We start from the raw sequence: 14,703 nt of genomic DNA, 5'->3' as shown, positions 1-14,703 counted from the left end.
AGAGACAAGGACTATTGACCATGGATGTAAAGCAGCGTGAAGTACGGCCCTTTAGCGTCTCGGGCCTGCAAGTGCGCACTTGCAATGCCGCAGAGCAGCAACCAGGCACTGCGCGCATCGGTCCGATGTGGGAACAATTCTTCGTTGAGGGGATTTTCGACAAGATCCCCCACAAACAGCCGGATTCCTTCATGTACGGCGTCTACTCCAACTACGAGTCCGACGCTTCGGGCTGCTTCGATGTGACGGCGGGTGTGGCGGTCACTGCGCCCTCGGAGGGCTTTGCGCAGATTCAGGTGGAAGGAGGCGATTACCTGGTGTTCAGCGCCAAAGGAGCGATGCCGGACTGCGTCATTCAGGCGTGGGGCCTGATCTGGGCTTACTTTAAGGACAACCCGCAGGTTTGCCGCTCGTTCGCAACGGACTTCGAGGTCTATACCAGCGCGGATTCAGTGTCGGTCTATATCGGCATTCAGGACTCAGACGGGTTTTCGCGCTCAAGCAACTGACGCTTGCGCTCCACACCCCAGCGATAGCCCGACAGGTTGCCGTCGCTTCGCACCACGCGGTGGCACGGAATCGCCACCGCCAGGTTGTTCGCGCCGCAGGCTTGAGCCACGGCGCGCATCGCTTTTGGCGCGCCGATTCGCTGAGCGATATCGGCGTAGCTGGCGGTGCAGCCGACGGGAATCTCCCGCAGGGCTTGCCAGACCCGTTCCTGAAAAGCCGTGCCGCGAACGTCCAGCGGCAAGTCCAGGCCAAGGGCCGGCGCTTCGATAAAACCAATTACCTTGGCGATCAGTTGCTCGAACGCTTGGTCGGCGCCAATCAGATTGGCACGCCGAAACTTGTCCTGCAGATCGCAGACCAGTTGGTGCGGGTCATCGCCCAGCAGGATCGCGCAAACACCACGCTCACTCTGCGCTACCAGAATCGCGCCCAGGGAACACTGGCCGACGGCAAAACGAATGTCGTTGTTCTGACCGGCCGCACGGTAATCACCGGGTTTCATGCCCAATAGCTGATCGGCGGATTCATAGAAACGACTGTTGGAGTTGAAGCCGGCGTCATACAGCGCGTCGGTCACAGAGTCTCCGTCCGCGAGGCGCTCACGGACCCGGCGTGAACGGTGGGCCGCAGCGTAACCCTTGGGCGTCAGACCGGTCACCGCTTTGAACACCCGATGGAAGTGAAAGCTGCTGAGGCCCGCAGCAACAGCCAGTTCGCTCAGGACAGGCGGATTCTCCGCGGTTTCGATCTGGCGACAAGCGGCCGCCACGGTCGCAGCATGTTGCGCGGCGATATCGCTTTGATCCTTCGCGGCGCGTTTGCTGGGGCGATAACCCGCCGCCTGGGCCTGCTCGGCGGTGTCGAAGAACTCGACGTTCTGCGGTTTCGGCAAACGCGCCAGGCTGCTGGGGCGGCAGTAAATGCCGGTGGTTTTCACCGCGTATACAAACTGTCCGTCTGCCCGGGGATCACGCGCGACAACGGCGGCCCAGCGAGGATCGTTCTCGGTGGCAATCTTTGTCGAATGGCTTGTCATGGCTTCATGTCCGTTGATCCGTTTCATGCAGATTAACCAGCCGACGGGGTCGCTGCACCCCGGGTCTTGCGGTCGAATTCGAAGGCTTTATCCGGCGGTACGAAAGGTGAAGTTGATCCGTTGTTCGCCCAGTCGCGGGTGTTGGCCGTCCTTGATCGGCAAGACCCCGTGATAACGCAAGCGATCCACGCCACCCCAGACCACGATGTCGCCATGGAGCAGCGGTACTCGTTGGCTTTTATCGCTGCGTTCGAAGCCGCCGAACAGGAACATTGCCGGCAATCCCAGAGACACTGAAACAATGGGCGCTGCGTAGGAAACTTCGTCTTTGTCCTGGTGCAACGACATCTTGGCCCCGGGAACATAGCGGTTGATCAGGCAGGAATCAGGCGTGAAATCCGCAAACCCCGCTTCCCGGGCCGCCGCTTGTGCCAGTTCGAGAAACACCTCGGGCATTTTCGGCCAGGGTTTTCCAGTCAGCGGATCATCGCGGGTATAGCGATAGCCGCTGCGGTCGGTGGTCCAGCCCAGCACGCCGCAACTGCTCAAGGCGACCGACATGGTAAAACCTCCGGGCGTGATCATCTGCCGAAACGGTGCCGCCGCCAGAACCGTGTCCAGTGCGGGCAGCAACTGATCCAGCCAGGGCAGGGCAAAGCCTCTGAGGACGCAGGATTGTTCGCCGATATGATCGAGCCTGGGTTGCTGCTCGGGTTCCGCGTCGGCAAACAAGTCGAAGGTGAGCGGGTTCATGGGGTCATAGCGCGTCGTGAAAGATGATTCCAAGGGTATGCCGTTTTCCACTGTGCAGGCGACTCACGCCGTGGCGCAGGGTGACTCGGTAATAGCCACGAACGCCTTTGACCGGTCGTTGGTTGACGGCAAAGATCAGCCCGTCGCCTTTCTTCAGGCCAATGACCTGAGGGCGCGACTGCATCCGCGGGCGCTGTTCCGTCAGCACGAACTCGCCACCGGTGAAGTCGTCGTCCGGCTCTGACAGCAGAATCGCCACTTGCAGCGGGAAGACGTGTTCGCCGTACAGGTCCTGATGCAAGCAGTTGTAGTCCTGCGGTCCATATTGCAGCAACAACGGCGTCGGGCGTGTCTGACCGGCGGCATGACAGCGGTCGAGGAACGCTTCATGCGCTTCAGGGAAACGGGTCGGCAGGTCCATGTGCGCGCACCAGCGATTGGCAATGGGCACCAATCGAGGATAGAGCGCGCTGCGCAAACGGGCGACGATATCCGGCAACGGGTATTTGAAGTATTTGTACTCGCCACGGCCAAAGCCGTGACGAGCCATGATCACTTGCGAGCGAAACGGCTCGGGACTGGCGTACAGAGCGCTGATTTCATCGCATGTCTCGTGGCTTAAAAGCGACCGGATGATCGCGCAGCCATCCTGATCGAGTTGCTGTGCCAGCGCTTCCCAGTCCAGTTCATCGAGAGAACGCTCGCTCATCGCTGCGCCTCACGATCCAGCAGTTGCCGTTTGCGCTCCAGCCCCCAACGGTAGCCGCCAAGGCTGCCATCCTGACGCAGCACTCGATGGCACGGCACGATCACCGCCAGCGGGTTGGCTCCGCAGGCATTGGCCACCGCCCGAAAAGCCGTGGGTTGACCCAGTTGTCGCGCGATATCCAGATAGCTGGCGGTTTCACCCACGGGTATTTGCCGCAGGGCATCCCAGACTCGCCGTTGAAACACGCTGCCTGTCAGATCCAGCGGCAAATCCAGAGTGGTGCGCGGGTCTTCGAGGTGGCGCAGGGTTTTCTCCAGCGCAGGCATCAAGCCTTCATCGCGCTGCGGTGCTTGTTGGCCGGGGAAGCGTTGCGAAAGATCGCGTTCCAGCATTGCCAGATCATCACCGATCAGCAGTGCACACAAGCCCTCGGCGCTGAACGCCAGCAGCAAGACGCCAAGGCTGGAAGTGCCGCTGATGAAGCGAATCGAGGAAGTAGACATGTTCTGACTCCTTAACCAAAGGTTGAGGTAGCCAGTCTAGGGAGCGGGGACTTCGTTAACACTCCGGCGCTTGCGGTTGAATTCCAGAGACAGGAGCAGACGTCCATGTTGTCGCTCCGGATCCCGTTACAGCGCTTTGCTGACGTTGATGTCGCTGATGACGTCTTCGCTCGAACCGTGAAGAGCATCCAATGCGGCCTTGGCTTCTTCTTCGGTGCCTTTTTCAAGTTGGGCAAATTCGAAGCGACGCTCACCATTGAGTTTGTACTTGATGACGTACTTGGTCGTTTGAGCCACGGTCATACCTGCTTGTCTTGGTGTTTGGGTGTCACTCAGCTCAGTTTCGTGCTGGAGCGGCGGATGATCTTGATGGTGTGAGTCAGGGTCGGTTTGCGAGTCACGCTGATCGGCCGGCGGTTGACCGTGTCGATGGTGATGTTCCAGAAACCGGTGCTCGGTGCAGTAATCCGGGCTGGGAAGGTGTCGAATGCACCACCGTGATAAGTATGGCGGCCGCCATTTTTGAAACTGCGGAAATTGGCGTCGTTCATCAAGCGGATATTGCATGTTTGGGAGCATTGAATGACGACGATGTCGTCTTCGTTGAGGTGCTCGCGCTGGTGGATAAATTTCATGAGGCGCCTCCAGAAGGGCTTTTTCTACAAAATCAAAACGATAGCATGTGCGATTGGCGCAGTTTATCAGCCCGAACGGGTTATTATCCGGTCGTCGAGGTCTGCTTTGACAATTAAAAACAGTTATTCGGAATTCTATGAGCGATAAATGCAGCATGCCTCGGAGAAAAACAGCATTTGTACTGTCGGAGTGTCTTTATCGGAGGTGTTGTATGAAGTGGGGTGTGCTGTTCCTGCCTATGGCAATAGCGATGAGTGGTTGTGCGAGTGTCTCGGAGATCAATGAGTCGCTACCGACCATGAACGTAATTTCAGGCAAGAAGCCTCATGAGTACGCGCAATGCCTGACCGAAAAACTGGCCGGTAGCCGGGGAGCCCTGCAAGTCGAGCCGCACAAGGATGGTATGCGAGTCATCGTGCCGCAGAAGTTCTCGTCGGGGCCGGCCGCGGTATTTGATATCGAAGACCGCTCCACTGGCAGCAGCATCAAATTGCATGAGCGTATATCAAATGTGCCGTTGCGCCCCATGGATGTACGCAATGCCGCTACGGCGTGCATTTCCGGCTGATAGACTGTCGCCCGTCAGCACGATGCCGCCAAAGCAGCGCTTTGGCGGCATTGTCATTTCTGGAGTCGAGCATGAAGCGAGAGCAGGTACAGCAGCGCCATGCAGAGGGTCACATCTCTGCCACCCACGTGATTCAGAATCCGGCGAATCCGGGCGAATGGATCGTGTTTTTCAAGAAAAGCGCCGGGCGCAGTTATTTTCTGGTGGATGAAAACGATGAAGTCGAATCCTTCAGTAGCCTCGATGAATTGATCGAGACGGTGCGCGGTCTGGGGATCAAGTTCGCCGAAATTCACATGTAGGGCAGGGCGCCTTACTTGCAGACCACCACGACGCTGCGGTTCTTGTAATTGCCGACGTCGACGCCCAGCGTCTTGTCGCTTTCCTTGGTCGAGGGTGTTCCGTCGGTACCGACGATCCGATAGCCGGTGCCGGCGCAAGAGGCATCGGCTTTTTCGTAGCAGGTCGCCCAGGAATTGGCTTCCCCGGAGCAGTCGATGGCCAGGCCTTGCTCGCCGTTGTTCAGGTAGGTCGTTTCGGAAGTGGCGCAGCCGCTCAGGGCCAGTGCCGCAATCAGTGGCAAGAATTTATTCATGTCGTTGTCGTCATCAGGATGAAGGGGCTGAGCCTGTGACAGCGCTGGCATCAAAAGGTTATAGCGAATGGCCACTTAGTTTCAGGCAATCGCAAAAAAGCCCCGCGTAAGGCAGGGCTTGGGCCGAGTTCGGTACTTCTCAGGACTTGTCCTTGCCGCGACGCTTCGGGGCTGGGTGTTCGAGCTCCAGAACGGATGCCACTTCAATCGCCAACGCTTCGGTAGGGAAAGGCCCGGCGATATTTTCGCCGCCTGCACTGTCTACCCACCACTGGCCGTCTTTCGCCTGATTGATCAGGAACCCGTTGACACTTTTTGCTTCCGACATCTATCTGCCTCGTTGGCTGGTTCAATCGCGCAATGATAGCGCCAAATGCACTCAACGGGTGCTGAAGGTGTAGGATTGGCGGCCGTGCAGACCTGATGGTCTGTGCTATCTATAAAGGCTGCGGAGTTATCTCGGGAACTATCCGCGAGAATATTTCTCTATGATGGCATCGGTTAGCCAGCGCGGGGGCATTGTAAGGTGCACGCCGCCTGATTAGACTGCGCCGAAACTCGTACACACAGCCCTATCAAGGACTTATATGATCAAGAAATGCTTGTTCCCAGCAGCCGGTTACGGTACTCGCTTCCTGCCAGCGACTAAAGCCATGCCCAAAGAAATGCTGCCGGTGGTAAACAAGCCACTGATCCAGTACGGCGTCGAAGAAGCACTGGACGCTGGGTTGACCGAAATCTCCATCGTCACCGGTCGCGGTAAACGCGCTCTGGAAGACCACTTCGACATCAGCTACGAGCTGGAAAACCAGATCAAAGGCACCGACAAGGAAAAATACCTGGTCGGCATCCGCAAACTGTTGGACGAGTGTTCGTTCTCCTACACCCGTCAGACCGAAATGAAAGGCCTGGGCCACGCGATCCTGACTGGTCGCCCGCTGATCGGTGACGAACCGTTCGCGGTAGTGCTGGCGGACGACTTGTGCGTCAACCTCGAAGGCGACGGCGTCCTGACCCAGATGGTCAAGCTGTACGAGCAGTATCGCTGCACCATCGTTGCGATCCAGGAAGTGGATCCGCAGGAAACCAACAAGTACGGCGTGATCGCCGGCGAGCTGATCGCTGATGATTTGTACCGCGTTCGCAACATGGTCGAAAAACCAGCCCCGGAAGACGCACCGTCGAACCTTGCGATCATCGGTCGTTACATCCTGACGCCGGATATTTTCGAGCTGATCAAACAAACCGAGCCAGGCAAAGGCGGCGAGATTCAAATCACCGACGCCCTGATGAAGCAGGCGAAAAACGGTTGCGTGATTGCCTACAAGTTCAAGGGCAAGCGTTTTGACTGCGGTGGCGCTGAAGGCTACATCGAGGCCACCAACTTCTGCTTCGAGAACTTCTACAAGACTGGCAAGGCTTACTGATAGCCTCTGACCCACTTGTATCGAAAAGCCACCTTCGGGTGGCTTTTTCATTTTCCGTCCCCATATCGTTTGCAGCGCTTGCCCAACGGATGTCTGCGGGTATGCTTGTGGACTGCCGAGGAGATTGAAAATGGCCTACGATTTTGACCTTTATGTGATTGGCGCCGGTTCCGGCGGTGTGCGGGCTGCGCGTTTTGCTGCCGGTTTTGGCGCGAAAGTGGCTGTGGCCGAGAGCCGCTATCTTGGCGGCACCTGTGTGAACGTCGGCTGTGTGCCGAAGAAACTGCTGGTCTACGGCGCACACTTCGCCGAAGACTTCGAGCAGTCTTCGGGTTTTGGCTGGACGCCGGGCGAAGCGAAGTTCGATTGGGCGACGCTGATCGCCAACAAGGATCGCGAGATCAATCGACTGAACGGCATCTATCGCAACCTGCTGGTTAACAGCGGCGTGACCTTGCATGAAGGCCACGCCAAAATCGTTGATCCGCACCAGGTCGAGATCAATGGCGAGCGCTACACCGCCAAAAACATCCTGATTGCTACCGGTGGCTGGCCACAGATTCCGGAGATTCCGGGGCATGAGCATGCAATCAGTTCCAACCAGGCGTTCTTCCTCAAAGAGCTGCCCAAACGTGTTCTGGTCGTAGGCGGTGGTTACATCGCCGTCGAATTCGCCGGGATCTTCCACGGTCTGGGCGCCGACACCACGTTGCTGTATCGCGGTGAGCTGTTCCTGCGCGGCTTCGACGGTGCGGTGCGCAAACACTTGCAGGAAGAGCTGACCAAGCGTGGCATGGACCTGCAGTTCAACGCCGACATCGAGCGTATCGACAAGCAGTCCGATGGCAGCCTGAAGGTGACCCTCAAGGACGGCCGTGAGCTGGAAGCGGATTGTGTGTTCTACGCCACCGGTCGACGTCCGATGCTCGACAATCTTGGGCTGGAAAATACAGGGGTCAAACTCGACAAGAAAGGTTTCGTCGAAGTCGACGAGCAGTATCAGACGGCTGAACCGTCGATCCTGGCGCTTGGCGATGTCATCGGTCGGGTTCAGCTGACGCCGGTCGCTCTGGCCGAAGGCATGGCCGTGGCGCGACGTTTGTTCAAGCCTGAGCAATATCGCCCGGTGGATTACAAGATGATCCCGACCGCGGTGTTCAGCTTGCCGAACATCGGCACGGTCGGTTTCACCGAGGAAGAGGCGCGGGAGGCCGGTCACGATGTGGTGATCTTCGAAAGCCGCTTCCGTCCAATGAAACTGACCCTGACCGAATGTCAGGAGCGAACCCTGATGAAACTGGTGGTGGACGCCAAGACCGACAAGGTTCTGGGCTGTCACATGGTCGGTCCGGAGGCTGGGGAAATTGTTCAGGGCTTGGCGATCGCCTTGAAGGCAGGTGCCACCAAGCGCGACTTCGATGAAACCATCGGCGTGCACCCCACTGCCGCCGAAGAATTCGTCACCATGCGCACGCCGGTCGCGGGTTAATCGTCCTTTTTGGGCTCTGATGCGTCTGGCGCTGTCGCAATGACGGCCGCCAGGCGCACGCTCTCATCGAGATTCGCCTGAGTCTTGAGTAACTCAATTTCCAGCGCTTTGTTTATCTGCGACTGCTCATCGACGCTCTGTTTCAGTGACTGGCTTTCCAGCAGGGCAGCGCGCAAGCGTTCCTGGAGGAGGGTGCGTTCGTTGTCGATACGGTTGACCTGTTCCAGTAACTGATCCTGTCGAGCGTTGGTTTGCTTGAGTTGATCCTGCAGCAGGCTCAATTCTCTCAGGGTGCCACGGTTCTCCGTCAGCAAACGCTCGTTGTCGCGGTGCAATTGCGTGATCTCATCCTGACGCACCAATGCGCTTTGCTGGGCCTGGCGCAACTCCATTTGAATCTGCTGCACCTGGCTTTCGTGGCGACGTTGCTCCTGCTCGCGTTGTTCTTTGACAGCGTTGCGATAATGTTCCAGGGCATCGCGAGCGTGCAGGTGCTTTTCTTCCAGTGAGCGGATCTGCTCATCCTTGTCTTGCAAGCGTAATTCGAAATCCGCCAGCGCCTGGTTCAGTCCGGCGTTGCGGGTTTGCTCGGTCTGCAGCATGGCGCCGGTTTCTTGCAGGGCCTCGGACTCTTGAGTTAGTGCCAGGCTTTGAATTTCGTACTGCTGCTGCAATTGCGTGTTGGCTTGTTGGGCTTCATGCAGTTGCGTATCCAGCGCTTTCTTTTGTTTATCGAACTGCTCGCGGGCCTGATCGATAGGCTCCTGAGCCTGTTCCTTGAGTCTTTGTGCCAGCCGCGCGACCAGTCCCGCCAGCTCGTCATCAATCGGTTCTGGCAGTACTTCGGTGCGCTCGGTGCCGTTATCCAGTTCCTTCAAATAGCGATGAATTGTGGTTTTCGAGCCCGTGTTGCCCATCTCGATCCGTACCGCATCGATGCTTGGGTTTTCACCGCGCGCCAGAATTGCCAGGCGCGCCGCTTGCACCACCGCTTTGTTTACACCGCCACGAGCCATGAGTTCTCCTACGATTTCGTACTGTGGTACATGCCACCTAAGTACACAATGTACCACGCAACATAAAAACGTAAAATACGACAAGTATTCAGGCGGGATATACTGGTATTACCCCGCGTGATAAGCCCTGTAGCGCGTTTTCACCCGCCAAAGCGGTACGTTTTAGAGAGTTGAGCCCATGACTGAGCTGGATCGTTACCTGCAAGCCGCCACCCGCGACAACACCCGTCGCAGCTACCGGGCGGCTATCGAGCATTTCGAAGTCAGTTGGGGCGGTTTCCTGCCGGCGACCAGTGACAGCGTGGCGCGTTACCTCGTCGCTCATGCGGGTGTGCTGTCGATCAATACCTTGAAATTGCGTTTGTCAGCGCTGGCGCAATGGCACAACAGTCAGGGTTTTCCTGATCCCACCAAGGCGCCGGTGGTGCGCAAGGTCTTCAAGGGCATTCGCGCGCTACACCCGGCTCAAGAAAAACAGGCCGAGCCGTTACAGCTTCAACATCTGGAGCAAGTCGTTGCCTGGCTGGAGCAAGAAGCGCACACCGCAAAATCCGAACACGATCAACCGGCTCTGTTGCGGGCCAGGCGCGACAGGGCACTGATCCTGTTGGGCTTCTGGCGCGGTTTTCGTAGCGATGAGTTGTGCCGGTTACAGATCGAGCACGTGCAAGCGGCTGCCGGCTCAGGCATCACGCTGTATTTGCCGCGAACCAAGAGCGACCGCGAAAACCTCGGCAAGACTTACCAGACGCCAGCGTTGCAGCGCCTGTGCCCGGTGCAGGCGTACATCGACTGGATCAGCGAAGCCGCGTTGGTTCGCGGGCCGGTATTCCGGGGCATCGACCGCTGGGGCCACCTGAGCGAGGAGGGGCTGCACGCCAACAGCGTGATCCCGTTACTGCGCCAGGCGCTGGAGCGCGCCGGCATCCCGGCCGAGCACTACACCAGTCACTCCTTGCGCCGCGGCTTTGCTACCTGGGCGCATCAGAGCGGGTGGGATTTGAAGTCGTTGATGAGTTACGTGGGCTGGAAGGATATGAAGTCCGCCATGCGCTATGTTGAAGCCAGCCCGTTTCTCGGGATGACACCGCTCGCGGAAAAAACCATTGGCGCTGCCAAGTAAGGTTTCTTCTATTAATACGTTCGGCTAATAGCGAAAACCAATGAGCAGCATGAGCTTTGCCAATGAGCCATCCGGCAATCGAGTCGGTAGGATCCACTCCATCAACTTCTCAACCAAACTTTTAAACCCTGACGGAGAGTCATCGATGCCTATCATCAACAGCCAAGTTAAACCGTTCAAAGCTACCGCCTACAAAAATGGCGACTTCGTACAAGTGTCGGACGCTGACCTGAAAGGCAAGTGGTCTGTCGTGTTCTTCTACCCAGCCGACTTCACCTTCGTTTGCCCGACCGAACTGGAAGACCTGGCTGACAACTACGACGCGTTCCAGAAGCTGGGCGTCGAGATCTACAGCGTTTCCACCGATACCCACTTTGCCCACGCTGCCTGGCACAACACTTCGCCAGCCATCGGCAAAATCCAGTACACCATGATCGGCGACCCGACTCACGCCATCTCCCGCAACTTCGACGTGCTGATCGAAGAAGCAGGTCTGGCTGACCGTGGCACCTTCGTGATCAACCCTGAAGGCCAGATCAAAATCGTTGAACTGAACGATGGCGGCGTTGGCCGTGACGCTTCCGAGTTGCTGCGCAAAATCAAGGCTGCTCAGTACGTCGCTGCTCACCCAGGCCAGGTTTGCCCAGCCAAGTGGAAAGAAGGCGAGGCCACTCTGGCTCCGTCCCTGGACCTGGTCGGCAAGATCTAAGTCTGTGGATCGCATCATCAGGGCGGGTTTCCGCACCTAAGTAAGCTGCAACCGCCCAATAAAAACGCCCGGGCGAGATTCGCTCGGGCGTTTTTTTTCGAATTCAAAAAGGAAATCGCCCGTATGTTGGACGCCAATCTTAAAGCCCAGTTGAAGTCATACCTGGAACGGGTCACCCAGCCGATCGAGATCGTTGCATCCCTCGACGACGGTGCGAAATCCCAGGAAATGCTCGCATTACTCAAAGACGTTGCCAGTCTTTCTACTCAAATTACCTTGCTCGACAACGGTGACGATGCCCGTAAACCATCGTTCTCGATCAACCGCACGGGTGCCGATATCAGCCTGCGTTTCGCCGGCATCCCGATGGGCCACGAATTCACATCCCTGGTGCTGGCCTTGCTGCAAGTCGGCGGTCACCCTTCGAAAGCCAGCGTTGAAGTGATCGAACAGATCCGCTCGCTCAAAGGCGAGTTCAGCTTCGAGACTTACTTCTCGCTGTCCTGCCAGAACTGCCCGGACGTGGTCCAGGCACTGAACCTGATGGCCGTGCTTAACCCGAACATCCGCCACGTCGCCATTGACGGCGCGCTGTTCCAGGCCGAAGTCGATGACCGTCAGATCATGGCCGTGCCAAGCGTTTACCTGAACGGCGTGAACTTTGGCCAGGGCCGAATGGGCCTCGAAGAAATTCTCGCCAAGATCGACACCAGCGGCATCGAGCGTCAGGCCGAGAAGATCAGCGCCAAAGAAGCTTTCGACGTGCTGGTCGTCGGCGGTGGCCCGGCCGGTGCTTCGGCCGCGATCTACGCTGCCCGTAAAGGCATTCGTACCGGTGTGGCGGCTGAACGTTTTGGTGGGCAGGTGCTCGACACCATGGCCATCGAGAACTTCATCTCCGTGCAGGAAACCGAAGGGCCGAAACTGGCGGTGGCGCTGGAAGAACACGTCAAGCAATACGACGTCGACATCATGAACCTGCAGCGCGCCGACAAGTTGGTGCCGGGTAAAAATGGCGAGCTGCACGAAGTCCGCTTCGCCAGCGGCGCGACCCTGAAAGCCAAGACCGTGATCCTGGCGACCGGTGCGCGGTGGCGTGAAATGAACGTCCCGGGTGAGCAGCAATACCGCAACAAAGGCGTTGCGTACTGCCCGCACTGCGACGGTCCGCTGTTCAAAGGCAAGCGCGTGGCGGTGATTGGCGGCGGTAACTCCGGCGTCGAAGCGGCCATCGACCTGGCGGGTATCGTGTCCCACGTAACACTGCTGGAGTTTGACGTGCAGCTGCGCGCCGATGCGGTCTTGCAGCGCAAGTTGCACAGCTTGCCGAACGTCACCGTGATTACCAGTGCGCAAACCACTGAAGTGTTGGGCGACGGCCAGAAGGTCAACGGCTTGCGTTACAAGGATCGTCAGTCGGACGAGTTGCGTAGTGTCGAGCTGGAAGGGATCTTCGTACAGATCGGTTTGCTGCCCAATACCGACTGGCTCAAAGGCACCATCGAGTTGTCGCCTCGCGGTGAGATCATCGTCGATGCCCGCGGTGAAACGTCGATGCCGGGTGTGTTCGCTGCCGGTGACGTGACCACCGTGCCGTACAAACAGATCGTGATTGCGGTGGGCGAGGGCGCCAAGGCCTCCCTCAGCGCATTCGATCACTTGATCCGGACCTCGGCTCCGGCATAAAACCCGACGCTGAAAACACAAAAACCCCATGAGCGATCATGGGGTTTTTTATGTCTTGCACATTCCCAATGTGGGAGCGGGCTTACATCGGTGCAGGCTGGATGATTTCGACCCAGTACGCATCCGGGTCTTTGATGAATGCCAGGCTCTTCATACGGCCGTCATTCAAGCGCTTCTGGAAATCGCAGCCCAGCGCTTCGAAGCGCTCGCACGCCGCGACGATATCCGGCACTGAGATGCAGATGTGACCGAAGCCACGCGGGTCGGTGTTGCCGTTGTGGTAAGCGAAATCCGCGTCGTTCTCGGTGCCGTGGTTGTGGGTCAGCTCGAGAATGCCGGGGATCGACTTCATCCACTCGGTGCGAGCAGCAGCGTCGGCCGGGATCTGGTTTTTATCAACCAGCGCCAGGAAGTACAGGCTGAACTCGGCTTCCGGGAAATCGCGCTTTTCAACCAGCGAGAAACCCAAAATGCGCGTGTAGAAATCCAGGGACTTGGTGATGTCCTTGACCCGCAGCATGGTGTGGTTGAAGACGAACTTCTGGGTGGCGGTGTCAGGTTGGGCAGTCACGCCTGGGAAGGTGTTCAATTCGTGCAGGCTCATGGGCCCTCCGGAAAATAAGTGGGGCTAACGAATGGCGACAATGATACGCAAGGGCTCTGACATCACCAAACCCAAACAGTCGGCTATTGCCTGACCGACGGGCGAGGCTCAGACTTTACGGTTCAATCCGTGAGTGTTCATTGCAATGATGCGTTTTTGTAAATCGATGTTCGTCCTGATCTGTGTGCTTGCAGGTGTTAACAGCGCTCACGCAGACGAGCCAATCATGACTTGGCCCAACGGCTGGGAGGTCGAAGCTGTCCCGCAAGATGACGCCAACGCCCAGGTATCCCGCCAGCGCGCGGTGAAAAACGATCAGGGCGGCACGCCGGTGATGGTGATGGAGTTGACCATGACTCAGGTGGAAAGCGGTCATCAGGTAAATCTGCAAGGCGTATTGCTGGAGATGCGCAAGTCGGTGCAGAAGGACTTCTTTCAAGGCGGTTATCAAAGTGTCTGCAACAAGATTCACCCGACGACCTTGAGCCGCTTATCAGCGCTGGAAACTACCTGCACGATCACGCAGAACGGAAGGCATGTGCTCTCTCAAACATTGGTTGCCGCCGTGGATGGCGATAAGGCCTATGTTCTTTCCTACGCGGGGCAGGCAGAGGTTTATAAGGCAAGTCAGGATGAAATAGAGACAGCCCGTAACAGCTTGAAACTTTAGTTAAAGATTTCAATGGCTGCCGGTTTCAGCGCATTCTGAAATTTTTAGATACCCAAACGGATTAAGCACAAAGTTGTTCAACAAGTAGCGAGTTGATCGCCGCCAATCGTTGCATTTAGAAGGCATCCATGAAAAAGCCCTGCATTGGCAGGGCTTTTTGGTCACCGCGAGTGCTTAGCCGCGCAGCCAGGAATCAACGGTAGCGGCACCGTATTGTTCCTTCCAGGCTTTCAGGCCGCGGTGGTTGCCACCCTTGGTTTCAATCAGTTCACCGGTGTGTGGATTCTGATAAACCTTGACCACGCGAGCGCGGCGGGTTTTAGGTGTTGCCTGTTGCAGACCGGATTTGGCCGGGTTCGGATCGAGAATGGCGATGATGTCGCGCAAGCTCTTGCCGTAGGTTTTCATCAGCCCCTGGAGCTTTTCTTCGAATTCGATTTCTTTCTTGAGCCCGGCATCATTCTTCAGGGTTTCCAGCTGCTTGAGCTGCTCTTGAAGGGCCTTTTCAGCTGCACGAAATTCAGCGAGTCTGGACAATATCTTTACTCCAATAGTGTGTTTGGCTGATACCAACCGCAAACAAAGCTATAAGCCAAGAGCCTTGAAGCGACCCGGTGATAATGGCTCACCTGCCAATCTAGTGCAGGCATGAAAAATTGTAGTAGTTAA

The 14,703-nt window shown here is 57.3% G+C and carries 20 protein-coding genes; 9 read left to right on the top strand and 11 right to left on the bottom strand.

Going from position 1 to position 14,703, the window contains the following annotated elements; translation table 11 throughout:
• Nucleotides 1–20: 20 nt before the first annotated feature.
• Nucleotides 21–509 (top strand): GyrI-like domain-containing protein, encoded by a 489-nt coding sequence (locus tag KW848_RS29270; protein ID WP_218538885.1) that lies wholly within the window; start codon nucleotides 21–23, stop codon nucleotides 507–509.
• On the opposite strand, the gene ada is transcribed toward KW848_RS29270, so the two are convergent.
• The 6 genes from ada to KW848_RS29240 all read right to left on the bottom strand — a co-directional run bounded on the left by ada (nucleotide 473) and on the right by KW848_RS29240 (nucleotide 4,146).
• Nucleotides 473–1,546, bottom strand: a complete 1,074-nt coding sequence (ada, locus tag KW848_RS29265; RefSeq protein ID WP_218538929.1) for a bifunctional DNA-binding transcriptional regulator/O6-methylguanine-DNA methyltransferase Ada — start codon at nucleotides 1,544–1,546, stop codon at nucleotides 473–475. The two genes, KW848_RS29270 and ada, sit on opposite strands and share 37 nt — an antisense overlap.
• Before the next feature lie 87 nt (nucleotides 1,547–1,633).
• Entirely contained in the window at nucleotides 1,634–2,299 is a 666-nt protein-coding gene (gene alkB, locus KW848_RS29260) for a DNA oxidative demethylase AlkB (protein ID WP_218538884.1), read from the bottom strand.
• 4 nt (nucleotides 2,300–2,303) lie between these two features.
• Nucleotides 2,304–3,008 (bottom strand): 2OG-Fe(II) oxygenase, encoded by a 705-nt coding sequence (locus KW848_RS29255; RefSeq protein WP_218538883.1) that lies wholly within the window; start codon nucleotides 3,006–3,008, stop codon nucleotides 2,304–2,306.
• Nucleotides 3,005–3,511, bottom strand: coding sequence for a methylated-DNA--[protein]-cysteine S-methyltransferase (locus KW848_RS29250; protein ID WP_218538882.1), 507 nt, complete (start codon nucleotides 3,509–3,511; stop codon nucleotides 3,005–3,007). Before KW848_RS29250 ends, KW848_RS29255 begins: the two co-directional genes overlap by 4 nt.
• A gap of 126 nt (nucleotides 3,512–3,637) precedes the next feature.
• Nucleotides 3,638–3,814: a hypothetical protein gene (locus KW848_RS29245; RefSeq protein ID WP_218538881.1), complete on the bottom strand. Its 177-nt coding sequence runs from the start codon at nucleotides 3,812–3,814 to the stop codon at nucleotides 3,638–3,640.
• 29 nt (nucleotides 3,815–3,843) lie between these two features.
• On the bottom strand, nucleotides 3,844–4,146 hold the full coding sequence (locus KW848_RS29240) for a DUF1883 domain-containing protein (protein ID WP_024164534.1): 303 nt from the start codon (nucleotides 4,144–4,146) through the stop codon (nucleotides 3,844–3,846).
• Nucleotides 4,147–4,358: 212 nt separating this feature from the next.
• Here KW848_RS29240 and KW848_RS29235 point away from each other — a divergent pair, with 212 nt between their 5' ends.
• Together KW848_RS29235 and KW848_RS29230 are read left to right on the top strand one after the other, a co-directional pair.
• On the top strand, nucleotides 4,359–4,715 hold the full coding sequence (locus tag KW848_RS29235; RefSeq protein WP_111450118.1) for a hypothetical protein: 357 nt from the start codon (nucleotides 4,359–4,361) through the stop codon (nucleotides 4,713–4,715).
• A 71-nt stretch (nucleotides 4,716–4,786) separates the two neighbouring features.
• Entirely contained in the window at nucleotides 4,787–5,017 is a 231-nt protein-coding gene (locus tag KW848_RS29230; protein WP_111450117.1) for a hypothetical protein, read from the top strand.
• Between the two features lie 11 nt (nucleotides 5,018–5,028).
• Here KW848_RS29230 and KW848_RS29225 read toward each other — a convergent pair whose 3' ends face one another.
• Together KW848_RS29225 and KW848_RS29220 are read right to left on the bottom strand one after the other, a co-directional pair.
• Nucleotides 5,029–5,310: a hypothetical protein gene (locus KW848_RS29225; protein WP_056740098.1), complete on the bottom strand. Its 282-nt coding sequence runs from the start codon at nucleotides 5,308–5,310 to the stop codon at nucleotides 5,029–5,031.
• Between the two features lie 139 nt (nucleotides 5,311–5,449).
• Nucleotides 5,450–5,638: a hypothetical protein gene (locus tag KW848_RS29220; RefSeq protein ID WP_111450116.1), complete on the bottom strand. Its 189-nt coding sequence runs from the start codon at nucleotides 5,636–5,638 to the stop codon at nucleotides 5,450–5,452.
• Nucleotides 5,639–5,897: 259 nt separating this feature from the next.
• On the opposite strand from KW848_RS29220, the gene galU reads away from it, so the two are divergent.
• Both galU and gorA read left to right on the top strand, forming a co-directional pair.
• Complete coding sequence (gene galU, locus KW848_RS29215; protein ID WP_008155104.1) at nucleotides 5,898–6,737, top strand: UTP--glucose-1-phosphate uridylyltransferase GalU; 840 nt, start codon at nucleotides 5,898–5,900, stop codon at nucleotides 6,735–6,737.
• 130 nt (nucleotides 6,738–6,867) lie between these two features.
• Nucleotides 6,868–8,226, top strand: coding sequence for a glutathione-disulfide reductase (gene gorA, locus KW848_RS29210; RefSeq protein WP_111450115.1), 1,359 nt, complete (start codon nucleotides 6,868–6,870; stop codon nucleotides 8,224–8,226).
• Here the strand turns inward: gorA and KW848_RS29205 are convergent.
• Nucleotides 8,223–9,242, bottom strand: a complete 1,020-nt coding sequence (locus KW848_RS29205) for a DNA-binding protein (RefSeq protein WP_218538880.1) — start codon at nucleotides 9,240–9,242, stop codon at nucleotides 8,223–8,225. The two genes, gorA and KW848_RS29205, sit on opposite strands and share 4 nt — an antisense overlap.
• Before the next feature lie 178 nt (nucleotides 9,243–9,420).
• On the opposite strand from KW848_RS29205, the gene KW848_RS29200 reads away from it, so the two are divergent.
• The 3 genes from KW848_RS29200 (at nucleotide 9,421) to ahpF (ending at nucleotide 12,760) form a co-directional block, all read left to right on the top strand.
• Nucleotides 9,421–10,365 carry a site-specific integrase gene (locus KW848_RS29200; RefSeq protein WP_111450113.1) on the top strand — a complete coding sequence of 315 codons (945 nt, stop codon included), beginning with the start codon at nucleotides 9,421–9,423 and terminating at the stop codon, nucleotides 10,363–10,365.
• A 145-nt stretch (nucleotides 10,366–10,510) separates the two neighbouring features.
• Complete coding sequence (ahpC, locus tag KW848_RS29195; protein ID WP_008155117.1) at nucleotides 10,511–11,074, top strand: alkyl hydroperoxide reductase subunit C; 564 nt, start codon at nucleotides 10,511–10,513, stop codon at nucleotides 11,072–11,074.
• A 123-nt stretch (nucleotides 11,075–11,197) separates the two neighbouring features.
• The gene (ahpF, locus tag KW848_RS29190; protein ID WP_218538879.1) at nucleotides 11,198–12,760 is read left to right on the top strand and encodes an alkyl hydroperoxide reductase subunit F; all 1,563 of its coding nucleotides are present in this window, start codon (nucleotides 11,198–11,200) and stop codon (nucleotides 12,758–12,760) included.
• 82 nt (nucleotides 12,761–12,842) lie between these two features.
• Here the strand turns inward: ahpF and gloA are convergent, their stop codons facing one another.
• Nucleotides 12,843–13,364 (bottom strand): lactoylglutathione lyase, encoded by a 522-nt coding sequence (gloA, locus tag KW848_RS29185; RefSeq protein ID WP_033055156.1) that lies wholly within the window; start codon nucleotides 13,362–13,364, stop codon nucleotides 12,843–12,845.
• A 166-nt stretch (nucleotides 13,365–13,530) separates the two neighbouring features.
• Between gloA and KW848_RS29180 the strand changes: the two genes are divergently transcribed.
• A complete protein-coding gene (locus KW848_RS29180; RefSeq protein ID WP_375154743.1) occupies nucleotides 13,531–14,034 on the top strand; it encodes a DUF4946 domain-containing protein in 504 nt (167 codons plus the stop codon).
• Nucleotides 14,035–14,208: 174 nt separating this feature from the next.
• Here the strand turns inward: KW848_RS29180 and KW848_RS29175 are convergent, their stop codons facing one another.
• On the bottom strand, nucleotides 14,209–14,571 hold the full coding sequence (locus tag KW848_RS29175; protein WP_008155126.1) for a histone-like nucleoid-structuring protein, MvaT/MvaU family: 363 nt from the start codon (nucleotides 14,569–14,571) through the stop codon (nucleotides 14,209–14,211).
• Nucleotides 14,572–14,703: the final 132 nt, after the last annotated feature.

The sequence above is a fragment of the Pseudomonas sp. PDM25 genome, assembly GCF_019219045.1.
GTDB lineage: Bacteria > Pseudomonadota > Gammaproteobacteria > Pseudomonadales > Pseudomonadaceae > Aquipseudomonas.
This window is presented reverse-complemented; position numbering and strand designations above follow the sequence as displayed.

What these genes read in the sequence shown, in the direction of transcription:
- KW848_RS29270 (WP_218538885.1), top strand. Translation starts at nt 21, where the DNA reads ATGGATGTAAAGCAGCGTGAAGTACGGCCCTTTAGCGTCTCGGGCCTG.
- ada (WP_218538929.1), bottom strand. Translation starts at nt 1,546, where the DNA reads ATGACAAGCCATTCGACAAAGATTGCCACCGAGAACGATCCTCGCTGG.
- alkB (WP_218538884.1), bottom strand. Translation starts at nt 2,299, where the DNA reads ATGAACCCGCTCACCTTCGACTTGTTTGCCGACGCGGAACCCGAGCAG.
- KW848_RS29255 (WP_218538883.1), bottom strand. Translation starts at nt 3,008, where the DNA reads ATGAGCGAGCGTTCTCTCGATGAACTGGACTGGGAAGCGCTGGCACAG.
- KW848_RS29250 (WP_218538882.1), bottom strand. Translation starts at nt 3,511, where the DNA reads ATGTCTACTTCCTCGATTCGCTTCATCAGCGGCACTTCCAGCCTTGGC.
- KW848_RS29245 (WP_218538881.1), bottom strand. Translation starts at nt 3,814, where the DNA reads ATGACCGTGGCTCAAACGACCAAGTACGTCATCAAGTACAAACTCAAT.
- KW848_RS29240 (WP_024164534.1), bottom strand. Translation starts at nt 4,146, where the DNA reads ATGAAATTTATCCACCAGCGCGAGCACCTCAACGAAGACGACATCGTC.
- KW848_RS29235 (WP_111450118.1), top strand. Translation starts at nt 4,359, where the DNA reads ATGAAGTGGGGTGTGCTGTTCCTGCCTATGGCAATAGCGATGAGTGGT.
- KW848_RS29230 (WP_111450117.1), top strand. Translation starts at nt 4,787, where the DNA reads ATGAAGCGAGAGCAGGTACAGCAGCGCCATGCAGAGGGTCACATCTCT.
- KW848_RS29225 (WP_056740098.1), bottom strand. Translation starts at nt 5,310, where the DNA reads ATGAATAAATTCTTGCCACTGATTGCGGCACTGGCCCTGAGCGGCTGC.
- KW848_RS29220 (WP_111450116.1), bottom strand. Translation starts at nt 5,638, where the DNA reads ATGTCGGAAGCAAAAAGTGTCAACGGGTTCCTGATCAATCAGGCGAAA.
- galU (WP_008155104.1), top strand. Translation starts at nt 5,898, where the DNA reads ATGATCAAGAAATGCTTGTTCCCAGCAGCCGGTTACGGTACTCGCTTC.
- gorA (WP_111450115.1), top strand. Translation starts at nt 6,868, where the DNA reads ATGGCCTACGATTTTGACCTTTATGTGATTGGCGCCGGTTCCGGCGGT.
- KW848_RS29205 (WP_218538880.1), bottom strand. Translation starts at nt 9,242, where the DNA reads ATGGCTCGTGGCGGTGTAAACAAAGCGGTGGTGCAAGCGGCGCGCCTG.
- KW848_RS29200 (WP_111450113.1), top strand. Translation starts at nt 9,421, where the DNA reads ATGACTGAGCTGGATCGTTACCTGCAAGCCGCCACCCGCGACAACACC.
- ahpC (WP_008155117.1), top strand. Translation starts at nt 10,511, where the DNA reads ATGCCTATCATCAACAGCCAAGTTAAACCGTTCAAAGCTACCGCCTAC.
- ahpF (WP_218538879.1), top strand. Translation starts at nt 11,198, where the DNA reads ATGTTGGACGCCAATCTTAAAGCCCAGTTGAAGTCATACCTGGAACGG.
- gloA (WP_033055156.1), bottom strand. Translation starts at nt 13,364, where the DNA reads ATGAGCCTGCACGAATTGAACACCTTCCCAGGCGTGACTGCCCAACCT.
- KW848_RS29180 (WP_375154743.1), top strand. Translation starts at nt 13,531, where the DNA reads ATGTTCGTCCTGATCTGTGTGCTTGCAGGTGTTAACAGCGCTCACGCA.